This window comes from Phosphitispora fastidiosa, from assembly GCF_019008365.1.
Taxonomy (GTDB): domain Bacteria; phylum Bacillota; class Thermincolia; order Thermincolales; family UBA2595; genus Phosphitispora; species Phosphitispora fastidiosa.
Genome location: NZ_JAHHUL010000008.1, coordinates 115,789 through 140,616, shown reverse-complemented (window position 1 = coordinate 140,616; position 24,828 = coordinate 115,789). Strand labels below are relative to the sequence as shown.

The 24,828-nt window shown below is 46.6% G+C and carries 24 protein-coding genes; 3 read left to right on the top strand and 21 right to left on the bottom strand.

Going from position 1 to position 24,828, the window contains the following annotated elements:
• The 8 genes from Ga0451573_RS09545 to Ga0451573_RS09510 form a co-directional block, all read right to left on the bottom strand.
• The coding region (locus tag Ga0451573_RS09545; protein ID WP_231683709.1) for a muramidase family protein at positions 1-857 on the bottom strand (857 nt) is incomplete at its 3' end.
• Between the two features lie 231 nt (positions 858-1,088).
• Positions 1,089-1,439, bottom strand: coding sequence for a DUF4870 domain-containing protein (locus Ga0451573_RS09540; RefSeq protein ID WP_231683708.1), 351 nt, complete (start codon positions 1,437-1,439; stop codon positions 1,089-1,091).
• 133 nt (positions 1,440-1,572) lie between these two features.
• Positions 1,573-2,028, bottom strand: coding sequence for a hypothetical protein (locus tag Ga0451573_RS09535; protein ID WP_231683707.1), 456 nt, complete (start codon positions 2,026-2,028; stop codon positions 1,573-1,575).
• A 43-nt stretch (positions 2,029-2,071) separates the two neighbouring features.
• On the bottom strand, positions 2,072-5,200 hold the full coding sequence (locus Ga0451573_RS09530; RefSeq protein WP_231683706.1) for an efflux RND transporter permease subunit: 3,129 nt from the start codon (positions 5,198-5,200) through the stop codon (positions 2,072-2,074).
• A 1-nt stretch (position 5,201) separates the two neighbouring features.
• Positions 5,202-6,341 (bottom strand): efflux RND transporter periplasmic adaptor subunit, encoded by a 1,140-nt coding sequence (locus Ga0451573_RS09525; protein ID WP_231683705.1) that lies wholly within the window; start codon positions 6,339-6,341, stop codon positions 5,202-5,204.
• A gap of 144 nt (positions 6,342-6,485) precedes the next feature.
• Positions 6,486-7,091 (bottom strand): TetR/AcrR family transcriptional regulator, encoded by a 606-nt coding sequence (locus tag Ga0451573_RS09520; RefSeq protein ID WP_231683704.1) that lies wholly within the window; start codon positions 7,089-7,091, stop codon positions 6,486-6,488.
• Positions 7,092-7,507: 416 nt separating this feature from the next.
• Positions 7,508-9,595, bottom strand: a complete 2,088-nt coding sequence (feoB, locus tag Ga0451573_RS09515; RefSeq protein ID WP_231683703.1) for a ferrous iron transport protein B — start codon at positions 9,593-9,595, stop codon at positions 7,508-7,510.
• Positions 9,592-9,843: a FeoA family protein gene (locus tag Ga0451573_RS09510; RefSeq protein ID WP_231683714.1), complete on the bottom strand. Its 252-nt coding sequence runs from the start codon at positions 9,841-9,843 to the stop codon at positions 9,592-9,594. Before Ga0451573_RS09510 ends, feoB begins: the two co-directional genes overlap by 4 nt.
• 211 nt (positions 9,844-10,054) lie before the next feature.
• On the opposite strand from Ga0451573_RS09510, the gene Ga0451573_RS09505 reads away from it, so the two are divergent.
• The 3 genes from Ga0451573_RS09505 to Ga0451573_RS09495 all read left to right on the top strand — a co-directional run bounded on the left by Ga0451573_RS09505 (position 10,055) and on the right by Ga0451573_RS09495 (position 12,187).
• On the top strand, positions 10,055-10,216 hold the full coding sequence (locus Ga0451573_RS09505) for a hypothetical protein (RefSeq protein WP_231683701.1): 162 nt from the start codon (positions 10,055-10,057) through the stop codon (positions 10,214-10,216).
• Positions 10,217-10,416: 200 nt separating this feature from the next.
• Positions 10,417-10,851, top strand: a complete 435-nt coding sequence (locus Ga0451573_RS09500) for a hypothetical protein (protein WP_231683700.1) — start codon at positions 10,417-10,419, stop codon at positions 10,849-10,851.
• Positions 10,852-11,200: 349 nt separating this feature from the next.
• The gene (locus Ga0451573_RS09495) at positions 11,201-12,187 is read left to right on the top strand and encodes an S-layer homology domain-containing protein (RefSeq protein WP_231683699.1); all 987 of its coding nucleotides are present in this window, start codon (positions 11,201-11,203) and stop codon (positions 12,185-12,187) included.
• A 40-nt stretch (positions 12,188-12,227) separates the two neighbouring features.
• Here the strand turns inward: Ga0451573_RS09495 and Ga0451573_RS09490 are convergent, their stop codons facing one another.
• The 13 genes from Ga0451573_RS09490 to Ga0451573_RS09430 form a co-directional block, all read right to left on the bottom strand.
• Positions 12,228-13,460: an ABC transporter permease gene (locus Ga0451573_RS09490; protein ID WP_231683698.1), complete on the bottom strand. Its 1,233-nt coding sequence runs from the start codon at positions 13,458-13,460 to the stop codon at positions 12,228-12,230.
• Positions 13,447-14,130: an ABC transporter ATP-binding protein gene (locus Ga0451573_RS09485; protein WP_231683697.1), complete on the bottom strand. Its 684-nt coding sequence runs from the start codon at positions 14,128-14,130 to the stop codon at positions 13,447-13,449. The genes Ga0451573_RS09490 and Ga0451573_RS09485 overlap by 14 nt, the downstream gene beginning before the upstream one ends.
• A 131-nt stretch (positions 14,131-14,261) precedes the next feature.
• Positions 14,262-14,675, bottom strand: a complete 414-nt coding sequence (gene rnk / locus Ga0451573_RS09480; protein WP_231683696.1) for a nucleoside diphosphate kinase regulator — start codon at positions 14,673-14,675, stop codon at positions 14,262-14,264.
• Between the two features lie 20 nt (positions 14,676-14,695).
• Positions 14,696-16,063 (bottom strand): B12-binding domain-containing radical SAM protein, encoded by a 1,368-nt coding sequence (locus tag Ga0451573_RS09475; RefSeq protein ID WP_231683695.1) that lies wholly within the window; start codon positions 16,061-16,063, stop codon positions 14,696-14,698.
• 3 nt (positions 16,064-16,066) lie between these two features.
• Positions 16,067-16,762, bottom strand: a complete 696-nt coding sequence (locus Ga0451573_RS09470) for a phosphatidylserine decarboxylase (RefSeq protein ID WP_231683694.1) — start codon at positions 16,760-16,762, stop codon at positions 16,067-16,069.
• Positions 16,763-16,779: 17 nt separating this feature from the next.
• A complete protein-coding gene (locus tag Ga0451573_RS09465) occupies positions 16,780-17,301 on the bottom strand; it encodes an N-acyl amino acid synthase FeeM domain-containing protein (RefSeq protein ID WP_231683693.1) in 522 nt (173 codons plus the stop codon).
• Between the two features lie 40 nt (positions 17,302-17,341).
• Positions 17,342-18,664, bottom strand: a complete 1,323-nt coding sequence (locus Ga0451573_RS09460) for a B12-binding domain-containing radical SAM protein (protein WP_231683692.1) — start codon at positions 18,662-18,664, stop codon at positions 17,342-17,344.
• A gap of 4 nt (positions 18,665-18,668) precedes the next feature.
• A complete protein-coding gene (locus tag Ga0451573_RS09455; protein WP_231683690.1) occupies positions 18,669-20,033 on the bottom strand; it encodes a B12-binding domain-containing radical SAM protein in 1,365 nt (454 codons plus the stop codon).
• A gap of 116 nt (positions 20,034-20,149) precedes the next feature.
• On the bottom strand, positions 20,150-21,502 hold the full coding sequence (locus tag Ga0451573_RS09450; protein WP_231683689.1) for a B12-binding domain-containing radical SAM protein: 1,353 nt from the start codon (positions 21,500-21,502) through the stop codon (positions 20,150-20,152).
• On the bottom strand, positions 21,483-22,148 hold the full coding sequence (locus Ga0451573_RS09445) for a class I SAM-dependent methyltransferase (RefSeq protein ID WP_231683688.1): 666 nt from the start codon (positions 22,146-22,148) through the stop codon (positions 21,483-21,485). Before Ga0451573_RS09445 ends, Ga0451573_RS09450 begins: the two co-directional genes overlap by 20 nt.
• A gap of 15 nt (positions 22,149-22,163) precedes the next feature.
• Positions 22,164-23,174 carry a GNAT family N-acetyltransferase gene (locus Ga0451573_RS09440; protein ID WP_231683687.1) on the bottom strand — a complete coding sequence of 337 codons (1,011 nt, stop codon included), beginning with the start codon at positions 23,172-23,174 and terminating at the stop codon, positions 22,164-22,166.
• 1 nt (position 23,175) lies between these two features.
• Positions 23,176-24,249: a GNAT family N-acetyltransferase gene (locus tag Ga0451573_RS09435; RefSeq protein ID WP_231683685.1), complete on the bottom strand. Its 1,074-nt coding sequence runs from the start codon at positions 24,247-24,249 to the stop codon at positions 23,176-23,178.
• A 217-nt stretch (positions 24,250-24,466) separates the two neighbouring features.
• On the bottom strand, positions 24,467-24,667 hold the full coding sequence (locus Ga0451573_RS09430; RefSeq protein WP_231683682.1) for a cold-shock protein: 201 nt from the start codon (positions 24,665-24,667) through the stop codon (positions 24,467-24,469).
• Between the last annotated feature and the right edge of the window lie 161 nt (positions 24,668-24,828).

Here is a 24,828-nt window from a genome sequence, read left to right as displayed (position 1 = left end):
CGCTGGCCGATTACCAGGGCATTGGGGTCAACACCCGGATTCGCTGCTATCAGGGCCGCCACAGTTGTGTTAAATCTTGCGGCAATGGCAAAATAGGTGTCCCCGGCACGGATGATGTAAGGCACTGTCCCGGCAGGGCACTCAGTAGGAGGCGCTACCCGAGGTACACAGATACGCTGTCCTATCACCAGGGCATTAGGGTCAACACCGGGGTTCGCTGCTATCAGGGCCTCAACAGTAGTATTAAATCTTATGGCAAGGGCGTAATAGGTGTCCCCGGCACGGATTATGTAAGGCACTGTCCCAGCAGGGCACTCAGTCGGAGGCGCCGCTCCAGGCACACAAATACGCTGGCCGATTACCAGGGCATTGGGGTCAACACCCGGATTCGCTGCTATCAGGGCCGCCACAGTTGTGTTAAATCTTGCGGCAATGGCAAAATAGGTGTCCCCGGCACGGATGATGTAAGGCACTGTCCCGGCAGGGCACTCAGTAGGAGGCGCTGCTCCGGGAATACAGATAATCCGGCCGACAACCAGGTTATCCGGGTCTAACCCGGGATTGGCCTGCAGAATGGCATCAACAGTTACGTTGAAAAACCGGGCAATCCGGAACAGGGTATCACCGGGCTGTATAGTGTAAAGTCTTCCACCGGGGCAGGTCGGTGGACCCACCGGCTGTGGTATGCAAATAACCTGACCTATCATCAGGTTATTTGGGTCAATGCCAGGGTTGGCCGCAATAATGGCCTGAACCGTGGTATTAAACCTGGCTGCCAGGCTGTAAAGCGTATCGCCGGACCTGATTACATAAGAAACTGTTCCCGACGGGCATTGTCTTTGATTAGGAATAACCATTAAAATATCACCTCTCCATAGTTTTACTACAGTATATTCAAACTTAAGTAAATTGCTCCTGTGACGTTAATTCTGACGGGAACAGCATAATTATATTGAGAGAGTTATTACGTCAAGTGGAATTTGGACTCCGGTAGACGGTAAAAAACGGACTAGAAAAACAGGGTAACCCACCAATGAGGCACCCTGTTTCAGAAATGCTATTAAAACTATCGGGATAACTTCCCATGTTTATTTTACAAACCTTATTGTGAGCGGGTAACGGTATAGTTCCCCTTCATTTGCCTTAATACCGGCAATGACGACCAGGACCAGATTAGATACCCAGAGTACGGCTACCAGGATGAAACCAACCAGCAGCAGTGCCAGGATTACCGATACTATCATGTAAATTGCAATAGATATCTGGAAATTTAGTGATTCCTTGCCATGGTAAGCCACGTAGTCGGACTCATCCTTCTTCACCAGCCAAATTACCAGGGGGGCAATAATGTTGCCAAAGGGGATAAAGTGACCTGAAAAGATGCCCAGGTGGGCCATCATCCCCCATGTTTTCTCTTCTTTTCGAAGTTGTTCTGTCATGTCGAACCTCCTTTGCTGCATAGTAGTTACTTTAATAAACCTGTGAAGACAATATCATTCACATAGTATCATTATATTCAGGGTTCGACATCTTCTTGCAGATTACCTTTAGAAAGCCGATTAAACAATTTTATCACCCCATGGCAGAAATTATACTGCTCAAAACAACGGCAGCCGTTCCCAGAAGTACATTTGCCAGGAACATCTTTTCAGGAATTCTTTTTTTCTGTACCGCAGGGCTGGCCTGCTTTTTTACAATGAGGTTACGCGCCACTACTATTATCACCATAGCCAGAAAAACCAGGTGTTTTACAGCCAGCAGACCCGAGTACAGGTTATCAAATGAGAACAATCCTGTAAAGTCACTGCCGTTCCTGGCCAGAAGAACTCCGGTAATCAGCAGGACGGCAATACTGAGGTTACCCAATAAGCTCATTCGCTTATGCACCATACCGGTGAATTTTTTAAATTTTTCGGGGTCTTCAAACATCTTTTTGGCAGCAGGCATAACAACAAGCCCCATGGTTAAAAGACCTCCAATCCAAACCACCGTGAACAGATCATGAAACACCCTGGCAAATACCAGCATCTTATCATTACCTCCCTCTTATTTGATCGTGCATCATTCATATTCAGTTCCCGGTCATTTCCGCGGCCCTGCCTGCCCCTTCCCTTCCGAATAATGCTCCAACATCATCAATAAGGGTATAGACAACAGGGACTATTACCATAGTCAGCAGAGTGGCTGTCAGGGCGCCCCCGATAACCGCAATCGCCAGGGGAGCAAATCGCTCTGAACCCAGGGCCATTCCCGAAGCCAGGGGAAACATCCCGGCAAATTGAGACATGGCAGTCATCATAATGGGCCGGAACCTGATGCGTACAGATTCTATAATTGCCTCTGACCTGGATTTCCCGGATTCACGGGCTCTGATAATAAAATCTATCAGCATGATTGAGTTGTTGACAACAGTACCCACCAAAAGTATCAGTCCCAGCATTACTGACATGGAAACAGACTGGCCGGTAAACAGCAGGGCCAGAGAAACCCCGATCAATACCAGTGGAATAGCGGTCATAACAGTAAGCGGGTGAATAAAGGAACGGAACTGGGCCAGCAGCAGCAGGTAAATGGCAATCAACGCCAGCAGCAGGGAAAAAATCAGGTCACCCATGGAGTCTTTCAGGTCTGACTGCTCTCCGGTAACAGCTATGGTATACCCGTCAGGCAGGCTGATAGTTTTCAGTTCCTCCTCTATGTCATCCATAACATGACTAAAGGTTCGTCCATAGGTAAACCCGAGTACATCCACAGTTGGTCCCAGGTTTTCCCTGGTAACAATATTGGCGCCTTTTTTGATCTCAATTTCGGCAACATCCCTTAAAGGGATACGTGCTCCCGCAGGTGTTGTCAGAGTAACGTTCTCCAGGTGCTCCATGGAGGTCCTGTCTTCCGGCCGATACCGTACCAGCACCTGGGTATCTTTGCGGTTTGCGGACTTGATTTCCGAGGCCGGAACCCCTTCAAGGCTGGCAAATACCTCCCTGATTACAGCTGCCGGGGACAGTCCCAGCTCGGCAGCCCTTGTTTCATTTACCCTGATATGGACCTCAGGGCTGTTCAGGGACCAGCTCTTGTACAGGTTAACCGCTCCCGGCACATCCTCCAGACGGGTCTGCACCTCCTGGGCCAGCCGGTAGGTTATTTCCGGATCCTGCCCTGAGATGCGCACATCTATAGGGGCTGCAGTGGTAGCTATAGCAGTCCCCCCGGATTCTTTGACCACAAATGTTTCAATACCGGGGATATGGGCAATTTCCCCTCTCAGCCGGTCTTCTATTTCCCAGATAGTTTCCTTCCTTTCCTTCCGGGTGGAAAGGTTGACAGTGATGTTGGCTTTGGTTACTCCCAGGGCCCCGGAATCTCCCAGGTAATGCCCGCCCGGTTCATATCCTATCTGGGTGCTGTAACTCCTGACCTCTTTTTCGGCAGCCAGCAGATTCTCCACCTGTTTGACAGTATCACCGGTTTTACTGAGTGATGTACCCGCATATGTTTCCAGGGAAACATTAAAGGTCCCGGAATCGATTTTAGGCAGAACTTCCATTCCGATAGCCTTCAACAGCTGAGCGCCGGAACCCAGCAGGACCAGTGCAATAATCACGGCCAGCCACCTGCGCCTGAGGGCCCCTGACAATGTCACCAGAAAAAATTCCTTGAGTTTATCCATAAAAAACTTGTATGGTGCAGCTATCTTAGCGGTTACCTTCTCCAGTCGCGGAAACGAACGTCCCCCCATAAGCACGGCCAAAAGTGGAATTACTGTCAGGGATACCAACAGTGATGCGCTCAGTGCATATACCAGGGTAAGTGAAAGGGGACCAAAAACCTTGCCTACAAATCCTTCCACAAAAATAAGGGGTATCAGCACTATTGCGCTGGTCGATGTCCCGGCGATATCTGCCAGAAAAATCTCTTTAGTCCCGTCAATGGCGGCCCTTTTAATGTCTTTGCCATACTCATGACAGTGTCTCATGATATTTTCCAGGACGATGATAGAATCATCTACAACAATCCCTACGGACAGAATCAGGGCTGACAGGGTTATCAGGTTAAGCTCCATGCCTGACAGCTTCATTAAGGCCAGTGTGGTCAGAAACGAAATAGGCATAGACAGTGATACAATCACCGACTCATTTATAGAGACAATTGAGATAAGAATGATCAGGGTAGTCAGAATTATGGCATCTCTTACGGTTCCACTCATATTTTCCACAACCTGCTGGGTAAAAACAGAATCATCATCAGCAACCTGGAATTCAATGTATGGGTAAGTTTTCTCCAGCTCACCGATTTTTTCCTTAAGCCTCTCAACCACCTCAACCGTATTGGCATCGTCCCTTTTTAAAATCTGGATGGCGATGGTAGTCTCCCCATTAAAACGATACTCACTGCGGCTCTCCTCACCCGAGGCATCAATTGAGGCAATGTCCTTCAGGTAGATCAGGTTACCCTGCCTGTTGCTGACAACAGTGTTTTCTATGTCAGCCAGGTCCTCATATTCCTGAACCAGCCTGATGAGGGATTCACTATTTTCCCCCGTAATTCTCCCCCCGGGCTGGGATACGTTCTGTCCCCGGACCGCGGCAGTCACCTGGTCAAGAGACATATTGAAAGCGTCCAGCCGGGCTTTATCCACCAGAATATTTACCTGGCCCCTGTTGCCCCCAAACACGTCAACAGCGGCAACCCCGTCAACTGTCTGCAATACCGTTTTCAGTTCATTGTCTGCCAGATCCCGGACCGCAGCCAGACTTACTTTATCACTGTTTAAGGCAAATGTTACGATAGGTTTGTCTGAGGTGCTGAATTTCATTACCTGGGGGTCCTGAATTCCCGCCGGAAGTTCCCTTTTAATCCTGCTGATGGCATTTTGCACATCCACAGCAGCAGTATCAACATCCCGCCCGTAATGGAATTCCACCTTTACCAGAGACAGCCCGTCCTGTGATGTGGACTTGATTTTTTTAACCCCGTCAACTGTAGCCAGTTCCTCTTCCAACGGCTTACTGACTTCCCTGGCAACATCTCTTGCCGATACACCGGGATATGAAGTAACCACATTTACCAGAGGCGGGTTGGTATCAGGCATAAGTTCAACTTTCAGCGTCTTGGCAGCATAAACCCCAAAAATCAGGATTAAAATAACCAGGGCAAAAACTGTATACCTGTGTTTGATGGAAAATTCGGCTATATTCACCTTATCCCTCCTCTCCCTTGAGATATAAGGGTCTTCCGTCATACACTTCAACCAAGCCTGAGGAAACCACCCGGTCTCCCTCATTAAGGCCCCCCTTAATTTCAATTAACCTGTCACTGCTGAGACCGGTTTCCACAATCTGCTTCCGGGCAACTCCCTCTTTGACAACATACACGAAATAGTTGTTTTGGTTATCCTGCTGCACGGTCTGTTTCGGGACGACCGGCACATCCTCCCGCTGCCCCAGCACAAAGAACACATTGACACTCATCCCCGGCTTCAGGCTGTATTCCTGCATTATTTCCTGAGGAACACTAATCTCCACAGTCCCGGTACGCAGATTCGGGTCCAGTGAAGGGAAGATTTCGGTTATTTCAGCCGGAAATTCCCGCCCTTCTTCACCGGCGGACAGCATCACCGTCCCCCCTTTTTTCAGTTTGGCCACATCGTCCTGGACAACCTTAACACTTATTTTCAGCCTGCTTACATCAGCCAGGGTAATTACCGGTTTGCCGGGAACAGCCATATCACCGGGAAAACTGTGAACCTTGGTAACCGTCCCCGTCATCGGGGTCTTTAATATGGAATAGTTCAGGTTTATGCGGGCCTCATCCAAGGCAGCCTCTGCCTCTTCATAGCCGCTGGCTGCAGTATCACGGCTGAACACGGTTTTCTGAAAATCATGTTCTGAAATTGCCCCTTCCTCAAGGAGCGGCCGGTACAATTCAATCTGTTTCTCCCAGTAATCCCGGTTGATTCCGGCTGCCTGCACCTTTTTCCCCAGGGTGTTTATCTTCCCCTGCAGATCCCCGCTATCCAGAGTCACCACAGTCTGCCCGGCGTTGAGGATATCCCCTTCCTTCCCCGCAAGGCTCAGTATTCTGGCCGATATTTTGGCTGACAGGTCCACCTCCTGTAAGGGTTCTACAGTACCCACATAGGTTAACCCGGCAGAAACAACATCTCTCCCCACCTTTACTGTTTCTACAGGGAAGCCGGAACCTGCCTGTGCCGCCGGAACATCCTGCAGCTTTTTAATTCTCCATCCTGCCAGCATCCCCAGTGCTATCACTAATACCACACATACCAGCAAATACTTTTTCTGGCTCTTGGTCATAATTGTCCCCTCCAATTTTTGCATATTTCCCACCTTGAGAACGGCCATGCGGCGCCGCCATCTTAAGTTAGTTAGTGGTCACTTACTTAATGTGCAAAATAAATGTCCTGGCCAAAAACCAGGAATTTTCCCGGCAGTCAGCGGGCTGCGGCCACTTGTTAGGCGGCCTCAGCCACAATAGCTGCGGGCAATAAAACAACCGCGCAAAAACCTTGCGATTGGCTCATACTGTTCGCCAAGCCCGGTTTTAAAACCGTTCAGAGAGCAATTGAACACAGCTGTCTGAATCATTCCGAAGAAAGCCCTGGCAGCCATATCGACATCGATATCTGCCCTGAATATGCCGGCGGAAATCGCCTCCCGCATAATCGACTTGATAATTTCCATGTAATTCCGGTGCCGCTTCACGATAGTTTCCCTGAGTTCAGTATCACCCAGATGAAGCTCATCCGAGAACAGTATCCTGGGCATACCCCTGTTTTTTTCTATAAAAGACAGCTGAAGCCTGAGGATGTCTTCAAGTTTGGTCAGGGGTCCGCTTTTTGCCGCAACGATGATATTGATCTCACTAATCAGGGCCTCATGGACGCTTATCATGGTTGCCTTTAATATTTCCAGCTTATTGGGGAAATGGCGAAACAGGGCTGCCTCTGAAAACCCGACCCGTTTGGCCACTTCTCCTGTTGTCAGGCCGCTCACTCCTTTTTCCGCAATAATTTCCAGAGAAGCATCTATGATCTGCCTTTGGCGTACCTCTGTGCTTTGCCGGTGCATGGTATCCCTCCTCACGTACCCTATGTTAGTTATCACTTACTTACATATTACCATTGTTTATCATCTGTGACAATAGTCTTTACAAAAATATTGATGCTTTATTTTTTCTGGGGTTATGTCTATAAGTAAATGGGACTCCCGCTCTAAATTTCTGCCTATAGGTTAGGGAGGGGCAGATATGTTTCCGGAACGACGAGTCTGATATCCGCTTGTCGGCGACCGCTCAACCCGCTATGCGGGAGCCGGTCAGGGGTCTCCCCGATTCGTCGGAGTCTCACGCTGGTTTTTAGTGTGAGACGACGGTAACGAATTGGGGACCAAGCTGAATTGTTGCCGTCGTGGAGGAATATATCTGTCCCTCCCTTACTTCTGCAGGCTAAAAAGAAAGGGTGCCAATTTAATTAGAGGACAGTCCTTTATCCCAAACCCAACATCCTAACTGTCTGGGCCACTATAAAACAGACCGTAATCCCTGTCAAAGTGGGCACCAGAAATGAAATCAGTGTCCATTTCCAGCTTTGAGTTTCCTTCTTAATAGTCCACAGGGTAGTACCACAGGGGAAATGCATTAGGGAAAACAGCATCACACATACCGCTGTCAGCCAGGTCCAACCGTGGGAAATCAGCAGCTGCCTTAAAGCCTCCAGGCTGTCCAATTCCACCAGGGATCCGGTGGACACATAACTCATAATGATTATTGGAATCACAATCTCATTTGCCGGGAAGCCAAGGATAAAGGCCATTAAAATGTACCCGTCAAGGCCTAACAGTAAGGCAAAAGGCTGCAGAAAGCCGGCCCCGTGGCCCAGCAAACTGACGCCGCCTATGGTAATATTAGCCATGACCCAGATTGCCATACCGGCAGGTGCGGCGATACAAGCCGCGCGTCCAAGGACGAACAGTGTCCGGTCAAACACTGAACGGACAAGTATCCGGCCTATTTGGGGTTTGCGGTATGGCGGCAGTTCCAGAATAAAGGAAGAAGGCAGCCCCTTGAGGATAGTTGCTGAGAGAATCCTTGAAATCAACAGAGTCATGAATACTCCCAGAATTATTACACTCATCAGGACACATGTTGAAACAACAGAATTTGGTATCCCGGGAACAGTTCCGCCAACAAATATTGTCGATATTGCTATCAGTGCCGGAAACCTTCCGTTACAGGGAACAAAATTGTTGGTAATTGTAGCAATCAACCGCTCCCTGGGGGAATCAATAATCCGGCATCCAATTATCCCTGCCGCATTGCACCCAAAACCCATGCACATAGTCAAAGCCTGCTTTCCGTGAGCATGTGCTTTTTTAAAAAAATTGTCCATATTAAAGGCAACTCTCGGAAGGTAACCCAGGTCTTCCAAAATAGTAAACAGGGGGAAGAATATGGCCATCGGTGGCAGCATAACCGAAACTACCCAGGCCAGGGTCCTGTACATGCCTTCGACCAGCAGGCCGTGAAGCCACGGCGGCGAACCCGCCCATTGAAAGAATTCAGTCAACCGCTCCTCAATCCAGAATAAAAATCCTGCTATTACTTCCGAGGGATAATTAGCGCCGGTTACAGTGAGCCAGAAAACCAATCCCAGGAGGGTAATCATGGCCGGAAGACCATACCTCCTGGATGTCAGTATACTATCAATTTTCCTGTCCCTGCTGTTGAATTTTTGATTTTCCGAAATAACCGCTTCCCGGGCGATTTCCTCTGCCAGGGATACAATTGTGGAAACAATACTGTCACGCATGACATCACTATCACAGTTATTTTCCTGCAGAAATTTCCGCGCTGTTGCAAGCCGGTTGGCCAAAATAGCATCATTTATGAGGTCAAAGCCCATAATATCCCGAAGAGACTTGATGATCGAGTGATCGCCTTCAACCAACTTCAGGGCTGCCCAACGGCTGTTTATTTTATTCTGAACGGTCCGTCTGACTTCTGGTTCCACCATCCGGACAGCCTCTTCAATGACGCCCTCATAGTCTACTGCCAAAGGTCTGCTCACGTTACCTGGCAGCGCTGCCCGGTACACCGTCTCCATTAGTTGATTAAGCCCTCTGCCGCTGCGCGCACTTACGCCCACAACCGGAACGCCCAGCCTTGCCTGGAGTACCTTAAGGTCAATTTTTATTTCCTTACGTTCAGCCTCATCAAGGAGGTTTACACATACAACCACATTGCCTGTAATCTCAAGGGTCTGAAGTACCAGATTGAGGTTTCGTTCCAGACAGGTTGCATCTGCAACCACAACGGTAACATCAGGCTCGCCAAAACAGATAAAGTCTCTGGCTACTGTTTCTTCAACTGAACTGGCCATAAGGGAATATGTCCCCGGAATGTCAACAAGAATAAAGGATTTGTCTTTGTGCCTGTATTTTCCCCTGGCATTGGCCACGGTTTTGCCGGGCCAGTTTCCAGTATGCTGATTTAGTCCCGTAAGACTGTTAAAAATTGTGCTTTTACCGACATTAGGGTTCCCGGCCAGGGCGACTACAAAATGGTCTGCCATCATTCTCCTGTTACTGCTTCAACCAGTATTTTTGAGGCTTCATTTGAGCGCAGGGCTATGACTGCCCCCCTTATCCAGTATGCGGTAGGGTCACCGGAGGGACTTTTCTGAATGGCCTCAATATGGGTGTTTTTAATCAAACCTAAGTCAAGCATCCTTCTCCGGGTACTGCTGTCGTCGTTGGTAAGGCTCCGGACCTTGGCGGCGCTGCCTAAGGGCAGCATATTTAACGGAATCAGCTCTTTCTTCATCATTACCTCCCTAAGTCAATCAAATAATTAAGTCCAGGGAAAGTTTTTTTCCCTAGACTAATATATGAATACACAAAATTAAAGGTTACTCGCGTGTCAACTGCATAGTTGCAGTTCATAAACATTTTGCTTTTTTAGCATAATTATTCCGGAATAATCTCTGTTCATTAAAAGCAAAATACAACTGAAATCTAAATTGGAGGTGAATTAATTGCCAAAGAAACAAAAGCAGGAAGCTACCGGTAAAGATGCTTTTAACACCAATAATGATGCCGAGTTTGCATCAGAAATTGATGCATCGCAAAAGAACCTTGGTAAAAAAGAAGCTACTGGAAAAGCTGCTTTCAATACCAACAATGACCTTAACAAGTAAAGAATCATTTCTGACGGTAAGCAAAGGATATCTGAAATACGAGCGGGGCCGGAGCAGTTTTCCGGCCCCATTCTATTTTGGCCATAAATCCCCTCACCAGGTCCTGCGCGAATGCTACATAAAAATTTTATACTTCAGCTATTTCTTTGTAACTTTAATGTTCCTCTCTCCATATTATGTAACTGAAGGGAGGAATGTATATGTCAGCAATACTGCACGACGGCCTGGTTCAGGGAAGCATCAGCGGCGGGGGTACAACAGCAAATGTTGAAGCCATGGTATCCTGTGTTAACTCAGTGCCTACAGGCAGCATTTCCGGAAATATAAGCTTTTTTGGCGGGGGACCAAACCCCAGGAATATAAGATTTATCGGAGACAACCCTGCCATAGTGGCCACCCTTAACGCCAGCCTGAACAGTGTCGGAGCAACCTTCTTTAATGTATCAGTTCAGGAAAACGAATTCACCCCAATGACGGACTGTACAGCTTTTCTGAATGCCACCCGGCTTACCTCCAATAGCTGGATAGGTTCTCTGGTAATCTGCTGTCCCAGTGGGCTGCAGCTTTTCATTTATGGAACCTTCACCGGAATTGCCAGGGTAAACCGCCAGGTCTTCTGCCAGCCATTACTATAATATCTACTGCAAATGTAGAGATTGGATGACTTATGCTGAAGCTACTTTGTTAATTTAAAAGGCCCCCCATAAAAAGGGGGCCTTTTAAATTAACATTGCCTGATTGGCTTTTCCCAAGCAAAATGACAATTAATACCAAAACAAACATTACAATACCTACCATAATATGTTATAATATCGGTAGGTAATGAAACTTGAAAACAGAGTCGCAAAAAAGCTGGCAACTTAAATACCAGGATTTATACATTAGTTAACAAGGCTGTATTGGTTAAGATAGAAAAACTAACAAAAAGGAAGGTGAAAAGCCTGGTTATAGTTTTTGGTAGTTTTAGAAACCAGGTGTCTGAATATGAATTTTTTCAGGATTGGCGTTGTGGTCGTCAGTTTGACATTGTTAATCCTGCTGAGTTCTAGTGCAGCAGGTGGCGGAACCTTTAAGGATGTGCCTGTAAACCATTGGGCTTATGAATCGGTGGGGGCTCTGACAGAGGCAGGAATAATTGCAGGTTTCCCGGACGGAACCTTTAAACCCGGGCTGAAGATAACAAGGGAACAATTTGCCAAGGCGTTGGTGATTACACTGGACATACCTCTAAATGAAAATGCCCCGCAAATCTTTTCTGATGTTAAACCAGGGCATTGGTCTTTTCAATATGTTGATGCCGCAAAATCTTATATACCCATAACGTCCCAACAGGCCGGTCACTTTAATTTTTACGGTAGCCACGTGATTACCCGTGAAGAGGCTACACATGCTATAGCGCTTGCTTTAGGACTGGATAAATCGCCAAAGCCTGCTAGCAGCTATCTGGCTGAAAAATTCAGGGATTATCAGAATATTTCCCCCCAATTTAGTGAAAGCGCCGCCCAGACTGCTTATTATGGTATCTTATCAGGGGATTCCAATAACAATTTCCGCAGTAAGGACGGGCTGACCAGAGCCGAAATTTCAATAATACTGAAGAGAATAATACAGGCTAAGGAAACGCCGGCAGACCAGAATAAAGGCAATACGGACATTATACAGAGGCATCAGCCATGGACAATTGAGTTCACTGATTTTAAAAGGCCTGATTACGAGATGGTTGAAAAATATCCCGGATATAATAAAATTCAAACATTTTATGGTACTGTAACTGCCAGTGTATACAATGACCCCCATTTTCTTGTTCAACATAAATCATTAGATTATGATGGGCAGCAGGTTGGTATCAAAAAGGCAAAAACAGTTCATGTCTACGTTTATGAAGAAGAACTGGACCTTTTCACCAAAGGAGACAAAGTGAGTTTCTATTACGACAGGGACAATAGTATTACTTCCTATTTGGTACATTAGAAGATGAAGGATCAGGAGCCAGCTCTTCCCCGGAGTCAGATTACTCACTGCGCAGCGCCTCGATAGGGTCAAGCTTGGCAGCCTTTGATGCCGGGTAGACACCAAAGAATACACCAACCAGGAGGGCAAAAACCATTGCAATGATTACAGCAGTCAGCGATACTGCTGTTTGAATACTGGGGAGAACAGACGGCAGCAGCTGGGCGCCGCCAATCCCTGCTGCCAAACCCAGCAGGCCTCCGATAATACTCATAAACACTGCTTCAATGAGAAACTGGATTAGGATATCACGCCTGCTGGCCCCAATTGCCTTGCGGACCCCGATTTCCCGCGTACGTTCGGTGACCGAAACCAGCATGATGTTCATTATGCCTATGCCGCCCACCAGCAGGGAGATTGCGGCAATGCCGCCAAGTCCTGCAGTGAGAATCCCCAGGATATTGTTAATGGCATTCAGCATATCCTGCTGCTTCATGACTGTGAATTCGTCATCAGTATGATTCTTCTTCATTATATCATTGACAGTTTTTTCGACACCCTCCACAGCCTCTGCAGACACGGCCTTAACCAATATCTGGCTGATGTTTTTTTGATCTTTGCGGTCAATCATCTCAGTCACGGGAAAATAAATCTTAACATTCATATCCTCACTCTGGGGTCCCATATTTTGGTTCTCTTTATATTCCAGAACACCGACAACCTTATAGTCTTTTCCATTGACCTTAAAGGTCTTGCCAACGGGGTTACCGGCATTAAACAATTCTTTGTTGGCCTGATCGCCAATAACTGCAACCCGTTCCTTATTTACCCGCTCATCCTTGGTGATAAACCGGCCATATCTTAAGTCCAGTCCGGAAACTTTAATTAAGTCCTCATCAGCACCTGTAGTTGAAGCAGATATGTTAAGGTCATCAAGCCGGTCAACACCATTGTATGTGCAGGAAGCGGCAGAAATCCCCTTCTGTCCCTTCAGATTTAACACATCCTCATAGGTCAGGGTATTATTGGTCTGACCAAACCCTGCCTGCTGTACCCCCAATTTACTTTCGCCTGTCTGGGGGCCCATCTGGATTTTGCCGGAAAACACATACAACAGGTTGGCCCCCAGGGATTCCACCTGAGAGGTTACCTGGTTTTTTATGCCCTCTCCTATTGAAGTGAGCATGATTACAGAAAAAATCCCGATGATAATTCCCAGCATTGTTAAAAAACTGCGCAGCTTGTTATGGAAAAGGGACTTGAAGCTGCTGCGAAAGCTTTCACGAAACCTCATGGGGGACCTCCCTGACAACACCGTCTTTAATATCTACAATCCTGTTTGCTTCCCTGGCAATACCCGGGTCATGGGTGACCACAATAACAGTTCTGCCCTCTTTGTTTAGGCTCTTAAAGATATCCAGCACTTCCCTTCCGGTCCTGGAGTCCAGGCTGCCTGTCGGTTCATCTGCCAGTATTATTGAAGGAGAATTGACAATCGCCCGGGCGATGGCCACCCGCTGCTTCTGTCCTCCTGACAGTTGGTTTGGCCGGTATTTCATGCGGTCTTCAAGGCCCAGTGACACGAGCGCCTTCTTGGCGCCTTCCCGGACTGTTTTGGGCTGTTGATTACCATAAAGTCCGGCCAATTCAACATTTTCCAGTGCAGTATACTGTGGCAGGAGATTAAAAGACTGGAAAACAAACCCGATATGCCTGTTTCTGATGGCAGCCAGTCTTCGGTCTCCCAATTTGCCTGTGTCCTGGCCCTCGAGGTAATAGATACCCCGGGTTGGCCGGTCCAGACAACCGATTATATTCATCAGGGTGGACTTCCCTGAACCGGAAGGACCAATTATGGCGATAAGCTCACCATCTCTGACTCGCAGGTTGACATTATGAAGGACTTCAGTTATCTGGTCACCATTTTGGTAGCTCTTATGTAATCCCTGAATCTCTATTCCCATATCTGCTCCCCTGAGTTTTAAATTATACAGCATTCTATTTTTTCCACATTTAGCGTTTTATATGAGTTTTGTTGCCAAAACCATCAGATAAATAAAAAAAGCAGGGAGAATTTACCCTGCTCAACCCAATCTTACAATTCTAAATCGCCGGCTGCCTCCGGCTGATAAAGAATTCTTTCCACTCGCAGCTGAACCATGCCGCCCGGAACTTCCCACTCTATAACATTCCCCACACTGTAACCCAAGATAGCCGTCCCGATAGGTGCCATTACAGAGACTTTATTTTCCAGAAGCTCAGCATCAGCAGGATAAACCAGTGTATAAGTCATTTCCTCCCCAGATTCCAAATCCTTTAACACCACCTTGGAATTCATGGTAATTACATCAGGCGGAACCATTTTTGAATCCACCACTAATGCCCGGCTCAATTCTCTCTCAAGATTCTCCAGGTATCCCTTATTGCCCGGAGTAAACTCTTTAACTTCATCAATAAGCTTCTGCAGTCTATTTTTGTCCACCTCAGTAATGAAAATTTGCCTGTTCACGTTCACTCATCCCTCCGAGTTCATTTATTTTGTTGCTGCTTTAACCTTTTGGTAAGCTCTCTCATATATGCCTTGGCTAAATCCTTAATGTGCTGCAGGTAATTTATATCTAAATACTTTGATTTTTTGTTGCTTAATAACAGTATAATATAGAACTTGTAAAACTCATAATAAAACTGAAGTTTTCCCATACTGCCCGGTTCTGCCACCAAATGCAGGAAATCCCAGTGCTGCGGATTTTTCGTATTAATCCGCTGCTGATATTTTTCATACTGGGAGGTGCCAGGTAATGGAGTTAGAATAGCTGCCGTCGCGACCATTAATTGATGCTTTTTTACATAATCCCTTAATTTTTTAAAATCCTTTTTTGTGGCATCAATGTCTACGATGAACAGCCCGGTACATTCAATTTCATGCTTTCGTAAGATTTCCAGGCAGCGCTCATTAATTGCCTTAGAGGTCAATTTATTGTAATCAGATAAAATATCGTCATCAAAGGACTCCAACCCCACCAGTACTACCTTTAAACCTGCCTCTTTCAAGGTAATAATAACTTCTTCGTTATCGGCAATAAAATCGGCGCGGTAATACAAGATAAAGTTCTTCTTAATACCCTGCTGCAGAAGCAGCCGGGCAAACTCCTGCACCTTTTGCCGGTCTGTGTAAAAGGTATCATCTACGATCCAGATATTCTCACAATTGATGCCGGCAATTTCCTCAACCACCCTGGCCACATTACGGCAGACATACTCACCGTTATTTAACAGGCAGCAATAGCAGAAATTACACCTGTGTGGACAGCTGTATGCTGCCTTGACCACTGCACAGGGACTTAAATTTATGTATCTGAAGTGTTGCCGGTTGGCATAAAAGAAAGAGCGGTCCGGTATCGGCAGGTCATCCGGATTAATATAACTGCGTTCATTGACTATCCAGGATGAATCTCCGGACCGGTAACAGATTCCTTTGATATCTCCCAGTTTTTTTCCCGAGACAGGAAGGGTTATTATTTCCCGAAAAGGGACAATGCCGCCGGAGTGTACGATAAAATCCACTGCCGGCACATAGAAATCATGATAATTCAGCTCAGCATGCACTCCGCCCATAATCACCTGAACTGCGGGGTTGTGTTCTTTAGCCTGTTTAGCATATCCAATCATTACATCTCTGTGAGTAATATAACCTGTGACAGCCACAATATCCGGATTATATTCCTTTAATACCTTATGAATACCGGTGCGTTGGATTACGGCATCATAAATCAGGCAGTCATGTCCTGCTTCTTTAGCTGCCGTATACAGGTACTCCAGCTCAAGGGGCTCCACATTGACTATATTAATATTGGCAAAGAGATTTTCATACCCTGGTCTGACCAATAATACCCTCATTGACTATCCTTCCTCCCGGTAGTAGGCAATTATGCTTTCCCCTGCCTTAACCTTCCGACCAACCTCAATGTTAAGAGTTAAGCCCGCAGCCATGGGGAGCAGCACATCAACCTGGGAACCCATTTTAATCATCCCTAAGCGCTGCCCCTTGCTTACCCGGTCTTGTTCTTTTACCCAGCACTCAATCTTATTCACATATATATCAGCAATTTGAATGACCAGCACCCTTAACCTGCCCCTAATGCCAATAATGTTCCTCTCATTGGAAAACAGGTGTCCGGCGTATTTTTCATAGGGCTTCAGGCCTAAAATGGCTCGCCACCAGGTCAGGGTCATGGGTAGGTTTTTACCCTGCAGATAATCAATTTTTTCAATTTCCCCGGAAATGGGGGCCCGGTTTACATGAACACCGGTGGGGTGCATGAAAATGCCCACTAAATAACAGGGAGCCTGGAACTCCTGGGCTGCACAATATTCCTGCAAACTAATCTTTCTGCCCAGTTTAGTACAAAACAACACTTCATCAGTGAGAACTTCTTTAATATATATGACTGTACCGTCTGCCGGAGAAACCAGGGCTGACTCATCCTGAGTAATTACCCGGTGAGGGTCCCGAAAAAAGTAAAAATATCGCCAGTAAACATAAGTTACCCCGAACACAGCCAGCAGTCCCGCCAATAATCCCATGAATAATTCCATCAAAAATTACCTCTGCTTTAACCTTTCATGCTTTTCATTAAACCTATTGAGTTAGGACTCTTCTGATTGTATAAGTCTACCGAATAATCATAGAAGGGTTCATCGAAAGTGGTAAACCCCAGGAACCGGTATAAGCGAACGGTTTCCAATAGTGATTCAATCACAAGATGAGTAAAACCTAAAGAACGGATAGTCTCCTCGAAGAAGGACAATCCTTTACAGGTGATATTGAAATTGCGAAAGCCGGTTAAGCAGGCCAGCCGGGACACCTCTGCCAGTTTGACCTCATTACTTCTTAAAGGTGACAGGTCAATAAACTCTTCGATGGGCAGCCCCAGTTCTGCATCAGGAATGACCCTTAGTGCCGCGATTACCTCGGAGTCCTGAACAGCAATGAGATAATGGGCTATCTGGTCAAACTGATCTATGGTCATCTGCCGATAATTCAGTTCATCCACAAACACCCGCTGAATGACTTGTCTGGCTTGGCGTTGTTCCGCAATTGTTTCTGCTGTCTTAAAGGTCAATTGCAGGGTCACTTTTGGTTCACCCCTTAGATTATGTTAGCAGGTTCATCCTTTAGATTATGTTGGGCGGTATGCCCTTCCTGATGTCCTGCCGGTATTTCAGATTAACTAAAAAATAAAACAACTGCTGTATTGGGTTAGCCAGGAAATTTCGGGTTAACAGCGTTCTCTTGATAATGGAGGTCCAGCTGTAGACCCGGTTATAAAGTTCCCAGTAGGCTTTGGTTAACTGCTGTGGACTCATCCGGGCCGGAACATGGACAGCTTCCGTACCGTTATAAGAGTAGATATTTTCATTGCAAATCCGGCCCTCACTGCGCAGCTGATTAAACAAATCTGTACCTGGAATAGGTGTTAAAATATAAAATCGCGGGACAGAAATCTTATTGGCTGCGATGAAATTGGCAGTGGCTAAAATGCTTTCCTCCGTATCGGCATCTGTGCCCACCACCATCTCAGTACTGACTTCAATACCGGCCTGGCGAATCCTTTGAATCTGGTCAGGATAATGCTGCACTTTGGCCCAGGCTTTATTCAGGCTGTCCAGGCTTTCCTGGCTGATGCTTTCCAAACCAAAGCTTAAGACCAAACAGCCGCTGTCCTTAAGAGCCTTTAACAGAACGGGATTATTGGCTGCCGTAATATCACACTGACTAAACCACTGCATCTTCAGTTTGGCGATTTCGCGCACCAGCTCCAGCATATACCCTTCATCTGAGACAATGTTGTCATCCAGAAGTAAAAACCTGTTATACCCTAAGGACTTAACATATTTAATATCCCGAATCACCTCCGGGATACTGCGTTTCAGGTATTTCCCCCGGTACAGGCAGTGAACTGAACAAAAGCTGCAGCTGTGAGGACACCCCCTCCCGGCCTGAACAGGAAGAAAATCGCCGATGGCTTTATCTGTCAGCAAATCATAGCGCGGCAGAGGTAAATTTTCTAAGGAATCCAGCTCAGCCCGGTAAATTTTTTTAAGCTGCCCCGCTTCCCAATCCAGGAGCAGTTCCCGCCAAACTCCCTCGGCATCACCGATGACCACAGCATCACAATACTGACCGGCTTCCTCTGCCATCAAACTCACCATGTACCCGCCCATAATGACGGTTTTGCCTCTGTTCCGGTACTCCTTAGCCAATTCAATGGCTCTGATCACACTGTGTCCCATGCTGCTGATGCCGATTACCTGGGCATCTGTTTCCAGGTCGACTTCCTCAATGGTTTCCAAAGCCAATTCTATTTCCCAAGCCTCAGGTGTCAAGGCAGCCAGCAGTGGTAAGGCCAAACCCACAAAATACAGTTTGCGTCTTTTAATTAAACTGCCGCTGCTGTCATAGGGAGTGGGTTGAATTAAGAGTAATTTTTTTTTCATCTCATTAGCCCTTTAACATTAGTTTAGTATAGGTCCAACCAAATTTTAATGACCCTTTGAGCAAACGCACCATAGTCCTCCACCCGAATTTTCTTACTAAATAGGTGGAATTGTTCAGACAGAGGTTTACATACAGGTTTGTCCGCATCACCTCCAGGTAATAACGTCTTAAACTCATCTGGCTTGGTCTGATGGATACAACCGAAAAACTCCACTGGTCATAGGCCTCTTTGGGAAACAGCAGCCTGTCCTGATACTGCCGGTAAAGCAGCCCGGCGGGAAACGGTGTCATCGGAGATAAGGAGGAAATCTCCGGCTTAAGCTGTTTTAGGCAGCGGCGAAATTCCCCGAAATCCTTTGCGCTCCAGTCAGGGTGCAGAATAAATGATGCCCAGCAATCAATCCCGGCCTCCTTTAAAATGCGGGCTGCCTCTAAATTCACCGCGACAGTTGACTGCTTTTGATAACTGGCCAGATCCTCATCGCGAAAAGACTCATAGCCAACCAGCACTGCCCTTAGGCCAATCTTACCCAGGCGCTGCATCAGCTCAGGCTGAGCGGCAATACTCCGGGCGCTGCCATAGCAGATGAAATTCTTCCTGATGCCCCTGGTTTCAATGGCATCGCAAAAATATTCCAACCGCCTGGGGTTATATAGAAAATTATTATCATAAAACATGATGCTAGGTTCCGCGATCCCGGCAATCTGGTCAATAACCTCTGTCATGGGCCGATCCTGTTCCACCGGTCCTTCGATCTTCCAGCGCAGGCAGAACTTACAGTGAGTGCTGCAGCCCATAGATGTCTGCATGATGGCACAGGGCTTGTACCCGAAATAACTGTAATGCCGGCGATATCCAGCCGTGGAGCTGCGCTCGGGAATGATGTACTCATTTAGGCCCTTTGCTCCTGTGCCCAGATAATTGTCCCTGCGGCTGCGCACCCCCGCAATTGGCGGGATTTCCTCTCCCCGATTTAAGGAGTCAAAGAATTCAAGCAGATTTTCTTTTGTGGTATATTCAAAAATGTGATCAATATATTCGTTATAAAAACTTTCTGGGGCCAACAAGGCCTGTGTGCCGCCTGCCAGGGTGATAAATCCGGGATTAATTTTCTTTGCTGCTTCTGCCAATTCCAATACAGCCAATACATCAATACAATAGGAAGTAAATCCGACAACATCGGGGCGAAAATCCTGCAGCTCTTTGGTGAAGTCCTGCCCCTCTATCATCAGGTCCAGAATCTTAACCTGACAGGTATCCTTCAGGACACTATAGACACACTCCAGACCGATGGGTTCCGCAAACATGAATTCTCCCAGAGTAATAGCCTGTTTTCTCCGCCCTGGCCGGACCAGTAAAACTCGCATCAAAACACCCCTTTCTTGGCTGGCATCTCTTACTACCCCTTGTTTGTTACCCCTTTCTGGCTTCACTTTGCCTGCTTCACTTTGCCTGCTTCACTTTGCCTGCTTCACTTTGCTTACTACCCTTTGATGATTTTCTGCAGATACTGCCAGATTATTTTGGTTACTCCAAGAGACAGTTTCAGGTTTGGCAGCAAGCCATAGCGTAAGTTTTTAAAGAGACTCCCGGGACTGAGGGTTATTTTAAAGTAAACCCATAACATCTGCAGGTAATAACTGCGTACAGAAAGCCCGGTCGGTTTCACTACCAGATTGGCCAGATCCCACTTGGCATAATCAGTTGGCGCAATAAGCAGGTCGGTGTACTGCCCCTGTAAAATTGTTCCCGGCATGGGGGTTAGGGGCTGCAGGTTCACAAACTGCAGTTTGTTTTTGGACAGCCACCGAAAGAGACGGTCAAAATCCCGCTTATCCCAGTCCAGACCCATAATCATGGTAGCATAGCAGTCTACTTGATATTTCTGCAAAATGTTTATCGCCCGTTCATTGCTTTCGACACTGCTCTGCTTGTTGTACTGTGCCAATTCGGTGCTGTCAGGTGACTCGATACCCACGATAACAGCCCGCAGCCCAACTTGAGCAAATTTAGCAATAGTTTCCTCATGTTCAGCAATAAAATCAGCCCGTCCATAGATGAGAAACCTTTTATCCAAACGGTGTTTTTGCAGTAATTCGCAAAATCTTTCTACCCTGATGGGATCAACCAGGAAATTATCATCAACAATATAGATCTCCCGCTCTTTAATCAGGAGAAGCTCTGCAATAACCTCCTCCAGGTCCCGCACATAATAGCTCCCCCCAGTGATTTCCCTGCAATAACAAAAATTACAGCTAAAGGGACACCCATAGGAAGTCTTCAGCAGAGCACAGGGCTGGTGATACATGTAGTAATATTGATCACGGTACTTGGCAGTGATGGTCCGGTCAGGAAATACCGTTGGAAGGTCCCTATTATCAACCGGAACCTTAGTCTGACCTTTGCTTAGAACGCCCGGCAGACTTACCCGGGAGCCTGCTTCCAATTCTCCAATTAGCAGACTGAAATTTGCTAAGCCTTTAGCATAGACCACATAATCGATGTTTTCATCAAAAAAATCCTCCGGCACTACCTCGGCATGAACCCCTCCCGCCACTACAGTAATGGCGGTATCAAACTGTTTGACTGCTTTGGCATATTCTTTGACAACCGGTATGTGTGATATATATGCTGTTACAGCAACCACATCAGGCCGGTATCTGACCAGGAAATGCTCCAGGGAATCCTTTTCCAGAATCATATCCACTAATTCAACCTGATGGCGCTCTTTAATAGCTGCGGCCAGATATTCCAGTTCCAAAGGCTCACAGACCATGATACTCTGGAGACCAATGGTATCCGGGTGAGGTTTGGGTCTAACCAGTAATACCTTCATGAGGCACCCGCTTTCTGGAAATAGTCAATATCAGACTGGGGATGAGGCTGTAGACCGGCACCCTGACCTGGGTGATTAATTCCGCTCCGGAGACAGCTGCTAACTCCCTCATCCCGGCCTTTGATGGATAATTCCCAGGCCCAGTAGTTACCTTCACTAAACTCATCATCACCCGGTCATAGAAACTGTTCACTGAAGCATTAACCAAAAACAATAACCCGCCCGGTCTGAGGACACGGTAAAATTCCTGAACTGCCAGTGGCTGGTTATGGTAATAAGGTAAAGAATGGCAGCAGGTGACCAGGTCAAAAGAAGCCTCGTCAAAAGGCAGTTGATGAGCATCACCCGGATAGAATTTGGCAGCCAGACCTTTATCCCTGGCTTGCTCAATCATCTTCACAGAGGCATCAATTCCGCTGCAGATAATAGCTTCAGGAGTAAATACTTCAATAAGCTCGGCAATTAACTGACCACTGCCGCACCCAACATCCAGGTGCCGCACCGGCCTCCCCACCGGGGCTTTGTGAATCCCCAGCAAACCCTCCAACTCCTTGATAACCAGCTTCCTGGTCGGTCCAAGAGAATAGGTCTGCACCCAGAGGCGGTCATAGTATTTGGCCCAAAAATCCCATATCCTGCTCATCATATACCTCATATTTTTTTAGTTTTCTGTATGCTGCCCCCTGTTTTTGAACACCCGGTACGGCACTGTCGACGCCCGGTAACTAAGTGCCCCCAGGACACGATTGGCAGCCCAATTGATGATGGGATTGGAATGGCCGATGTACATTGCAAAATCAAACAGCTGGGCTCCCAATTTCAGTTTAGTCTCCTCTGCCGTCTGCCCGAAATCAATAACGGCATAGTTGTTGGCAATTCCGAAACGCAGTATTTCCAGTAAAAGATTATAATAGATATCAAATTGGTGGTTTAACTGATAATCAAAGCCGGTAAATAAAAACACCAATTCATCATCATTTTCTACTATGACGCTAAAGCCAAGCAATTGTTCCTTATATGTGGCTCTAATCAACCTGGCTTTAGGGGTTAAGCTTCTGAAAAAGCCAATAGACAGCTTCTCCAATTTGGCGGCGGATCTGGCATAAACCGCTTCATATAGCAGGTACATGTTTTGATCAAAACGCGATGGCGGCAGTATGTCAACCTGAACCTCATGCCACTTCCTGACAGCTTTGTTAGTCCGGCAGCGATAGCTGCTGCGCATGGCCATAAGATATTCCTCAAAACTGCTCCAATTAATCTGCAAACGACAGGCCGGCAAGGTATTACCCGCTTTGCCCGGTAGTTTCTGAGAACAATTCAGAATCAGTTTTGCTCCCTTCCGGCTTTGAAAGTGCTGCCATAATTCATTTTCATAACCTGCGGCAGCGCTAAAGCCCGGTTTAGCCACCGAACAGGGAATCCCCATAATTCTTAGGGGAATCTTAAAACTCAACAGTCTATAGGTAAATATGTCCAGCTTCAATGTATAGTCAACATAGATAGCCTTTGGCCGGCACACGTGATCTTCCAGCCGGTGATACGCCTGGCTGCAGGGATTAACCTTTTCCAGGTGGCGGAGAAAATCCCTGGTTAAAAAGATGTTGCTGCCAGCCAGTTCATCCCAGTCTGTAGGGACCTGGTCAATTTTGTCGTAAGTAATCCACTTCATCCTAAAGCTCCGTTTCAAAGGCTTTATACTGCTTGTATTCCTGACAGCCCAGATCCCGCCAGCGACCGGCAAAGCCCCGGGACAGCAGGTTATCTGCTGCAATCCAGCCGCCCTCGCCATATTTGAAGCGGCCTTTAACCAGGGTCTGCAGCCTCTCAAACAGGCCTAATATTATCCCCGTCCCCTGAAACTTCGGATGAACGGCAATATCGGCAATTTTAAAGCGGTCAATCCGGCGCCTACCGCCCAATTTTAGTTTAATTAGGGTGGAAATACCTAAACACTGACCGGGAGCAACCAGTTGATTAAAATCCGGATACCACAGGAGCAGCCCGACAGGTTCTCCGTCTTTTTCGGCAATAATCAGATTCTCTCCACTGAGGAACCACCTAAAGGGATACAAAAGTTCCTTATCTTCCGAAAAGGTGCGCTCAGTCCACCACTGCTGACCCTGGTAGCTGAGATTATTTAATCTGGTGAAAATGGCAATCTCCCGGTCCAACTGGGAGAAATCTGCTGTGCGAAAGGTATAGCCCCTCTGCTGAATGCGTTTTAGCAAACCTTCCTCTCCGGCAAAATCAAATTTATCGACAGCAACCTGAATGGAGGTAAAGTTTACTTCTCGCATCCCCCGGAAGTAGTCCAGGTAGTAACCGGGCGTGTAACCAAGACCAAAACAGGGTGCCACATCGAAATGTGAGGCCAAAAAGCCTACCCCGTAATTTAAGTGTGCAGCTAAGCCGCAGATAATTTTTTTCAGGCCCCTGGATTTAGCTAATTCCCTTGCCTTCTGCAGCATCAATTCCACTGCTGCCCCCTGATGCTCATAAGCCTCAAAGAAAGCAATGATCAGGCAGTCTGACAGGTTACGGTCAATGATAAAGGCAGCCCGCAGTACCGGCTTCCCCTGGTCTTCAATCAGAAAAGGCAGGAACTCACTATGTTCAATAAACGCGGTCTTTTTATATAAAAACATCTTAAGGATGTCAGTCATGGAATCGCGATAATAGATGCAGTCGCGATAAATCAGCCTCGTTATGTTAAGGTACTGCTTAATTTCTCTGCGTGTACTCACAAATTTTAAATTCATAATGTATTAAATTCGACTTATTATGATAATAGTCCTCTACGTTATTAGGTTATCCTTTATTCTCCAGCTTTCAGCTTTTACCCAATCAGACCGCCTGCTTGCACTTCTGCCGGCAGCGGTGAAAAAGCAAAAAAAATAAGCTACAAAAAGTAGCATTAAAAAACAAATTTGGTTCTATAGTTGTAAATTTACAAAATTATAATTATAGAAGATTAACATTAGCGGCTTGTAGGCCACGCTGACCTTTTTCTATATCAAACTCAACCTTTTGCCCCTCATCAAGGGATTTATATCCTGCTGTATTAATAGAAGAAAAGTGTACAAATACGTCTTCCCCACTGCCTTCTTGTTCAATAAACCCGAAACCTTTTTCAGCATTAAACCATTTTACTGTACCCAACATTTTAAACTCACCTCCCTAATGATTATGATGATGTGATGCTGATTCAATTCATATTTATTATACTAATACAAATAATAAGATATACTTAGACAATTATGCTAATAAATCCTCCAATAATTGGTATCCAAATGAATTGGGGTTTAAAAAACCACCCATAAGCA

What these genes read in the sequence shown, in the direction of transcription:
- Ga0451573_RS09495 (WP_231683699.1), top strand. Translation starts at nt 11,201, where the DNA reads ATGAATTTTTTCAGGATTGGCGTTGTGGTCGTCAGTTTGACATTGTTA.
- Ga0451573_RS09520 (WP_231683704.1), bottom strand. Translation starts at nt 7,091, where the DNA reads ATGCACCGGCAAAGCACAGAGGTACGCCAAAGGCAGATCATAGATGCT.
- Ga0451573_RS09510 (WP_231683714.1), bottom strand. Translation starts at nt 9,843, where the DNA reads ATGAAGAAAGAGCTGATTCCGTTAAATATGCTGCCCTTAGGCAGCGCC.
- Ga0451573_RS09525 (WP_231683705.1), bottom strand. Translation starts at nt 6,341, where the DNA reads ATGCAAAAATTGGAGGGGACAATTATGACCAAGAGCCAGAAAAAGTAT.
- Ga0451573_RS09540 (WP_231683708.1), bottom strand. Translation starts at nt 1,439, where the DNA reads ATGACAGAACAACTTCGAAAAGAAGAGAAAACATGGGGGATGATGGCC.
- Ga0451573_RS09500 (WP_231683700.1), top strand. Translation starts at nt 10,417, where the DNA reads ATGTCAGCAATACTGCACGACGGCCTGGTTCAGGGAAGCATCAGCGGC.
- Ga0451573_RS09445 (WP_231683688.1), bottom strand. Translation starts at nt 22,148, where the DNA reads ATGATGAGCAGGATATGGGATTTTTGGGCCAAATACTATGACCGCCTC.
- Ga0451573_RS09455 (WP_231683690.1), bottom strand. Translation starts at nt 20,033, where the DNA reads ATGCGAGTTTTACTGGTCCGGCCAGGGCGGAGAAAACAGGCTATTACT.
- Ga0451573_RS09485 (WP_231683697.1), bottom strand. Translation starts at nt 14,130, where the DNA reads ATGGGAATAGAGATTCAGGGATTACATAAGAGCTACCAAAATGGTGAC.
- feoB (WP_231683703.1), bottom strand. Translation starts at nt 9,595, where the DNA reads ATGATGGCAGACCATTTTGTAGTCGCCCTGGCCGGGAACCCTAATGTC.
- Ga0451573_RS09535 (WP_231683707.1), bottom strand. Translation starts at nt 2,028, where the DNA reads ATGCTGGTATTTGCCAGGGTGTTTCATGATCTGTTCACGGTGGTTTGG.
- Ga0451573_RS09470 (WP_231683694.1), bottom strand. Translation starts at nt 16,762, where the DNA reads ATGGAATTATTCATGGGATTATTGGCGGGACTGCTGGCTGTGTTCGGG.
- Ga0451573_RS09450 (WP_231683689.1), bottom strand. Translation starts at nt 21,502, where the DNA reads ATGAAGGTATTACTGGTTAGACCCAAACCTCACCCGGATACCATTGGT.
- Ga0451573_RS09440 (WP_231683687.1), bottom strand. Translation starts at nt 23,174, where the DNA reads ATGAAGTGGATTACTTACGACAAAATTGACCAGGTCCCTACAGACTGG.
- Ga0451573_RS09475 (WP_231683695.1), bottom strand. Translation starts at nt 16,063, where the DNA reads ATGAGGGTATTATTGGTCAGACCAGGGTATGAAAATCTCTTTGCCAAT.
- Ga0451573_RS09490 (WP_231683698.1), bottom strand. Translation starts at nt 13,460, where the DNA reads ATGAGGTTTCGTGAAAGCTTTCGCAGCAGCTTCAAGTCCCTTTTCCAT.
- Ga0451573_RS09460 (WP_231683692.1), bottom strand. Translation starts at nt 18,664, where the DNA reads ATGAAAAAAAAATTACTCTTAATTCAACCCACTCCCTATGACAGCAGC.
- Ga0451573_RS09430 (WP_231683682.1), bottom strand. Translation starts at nt 24,667, where the DNA reads ATGTTGGGTACAGTAAAATGGTTTAATGCTGAAAAAGGTTTCGGGTTT.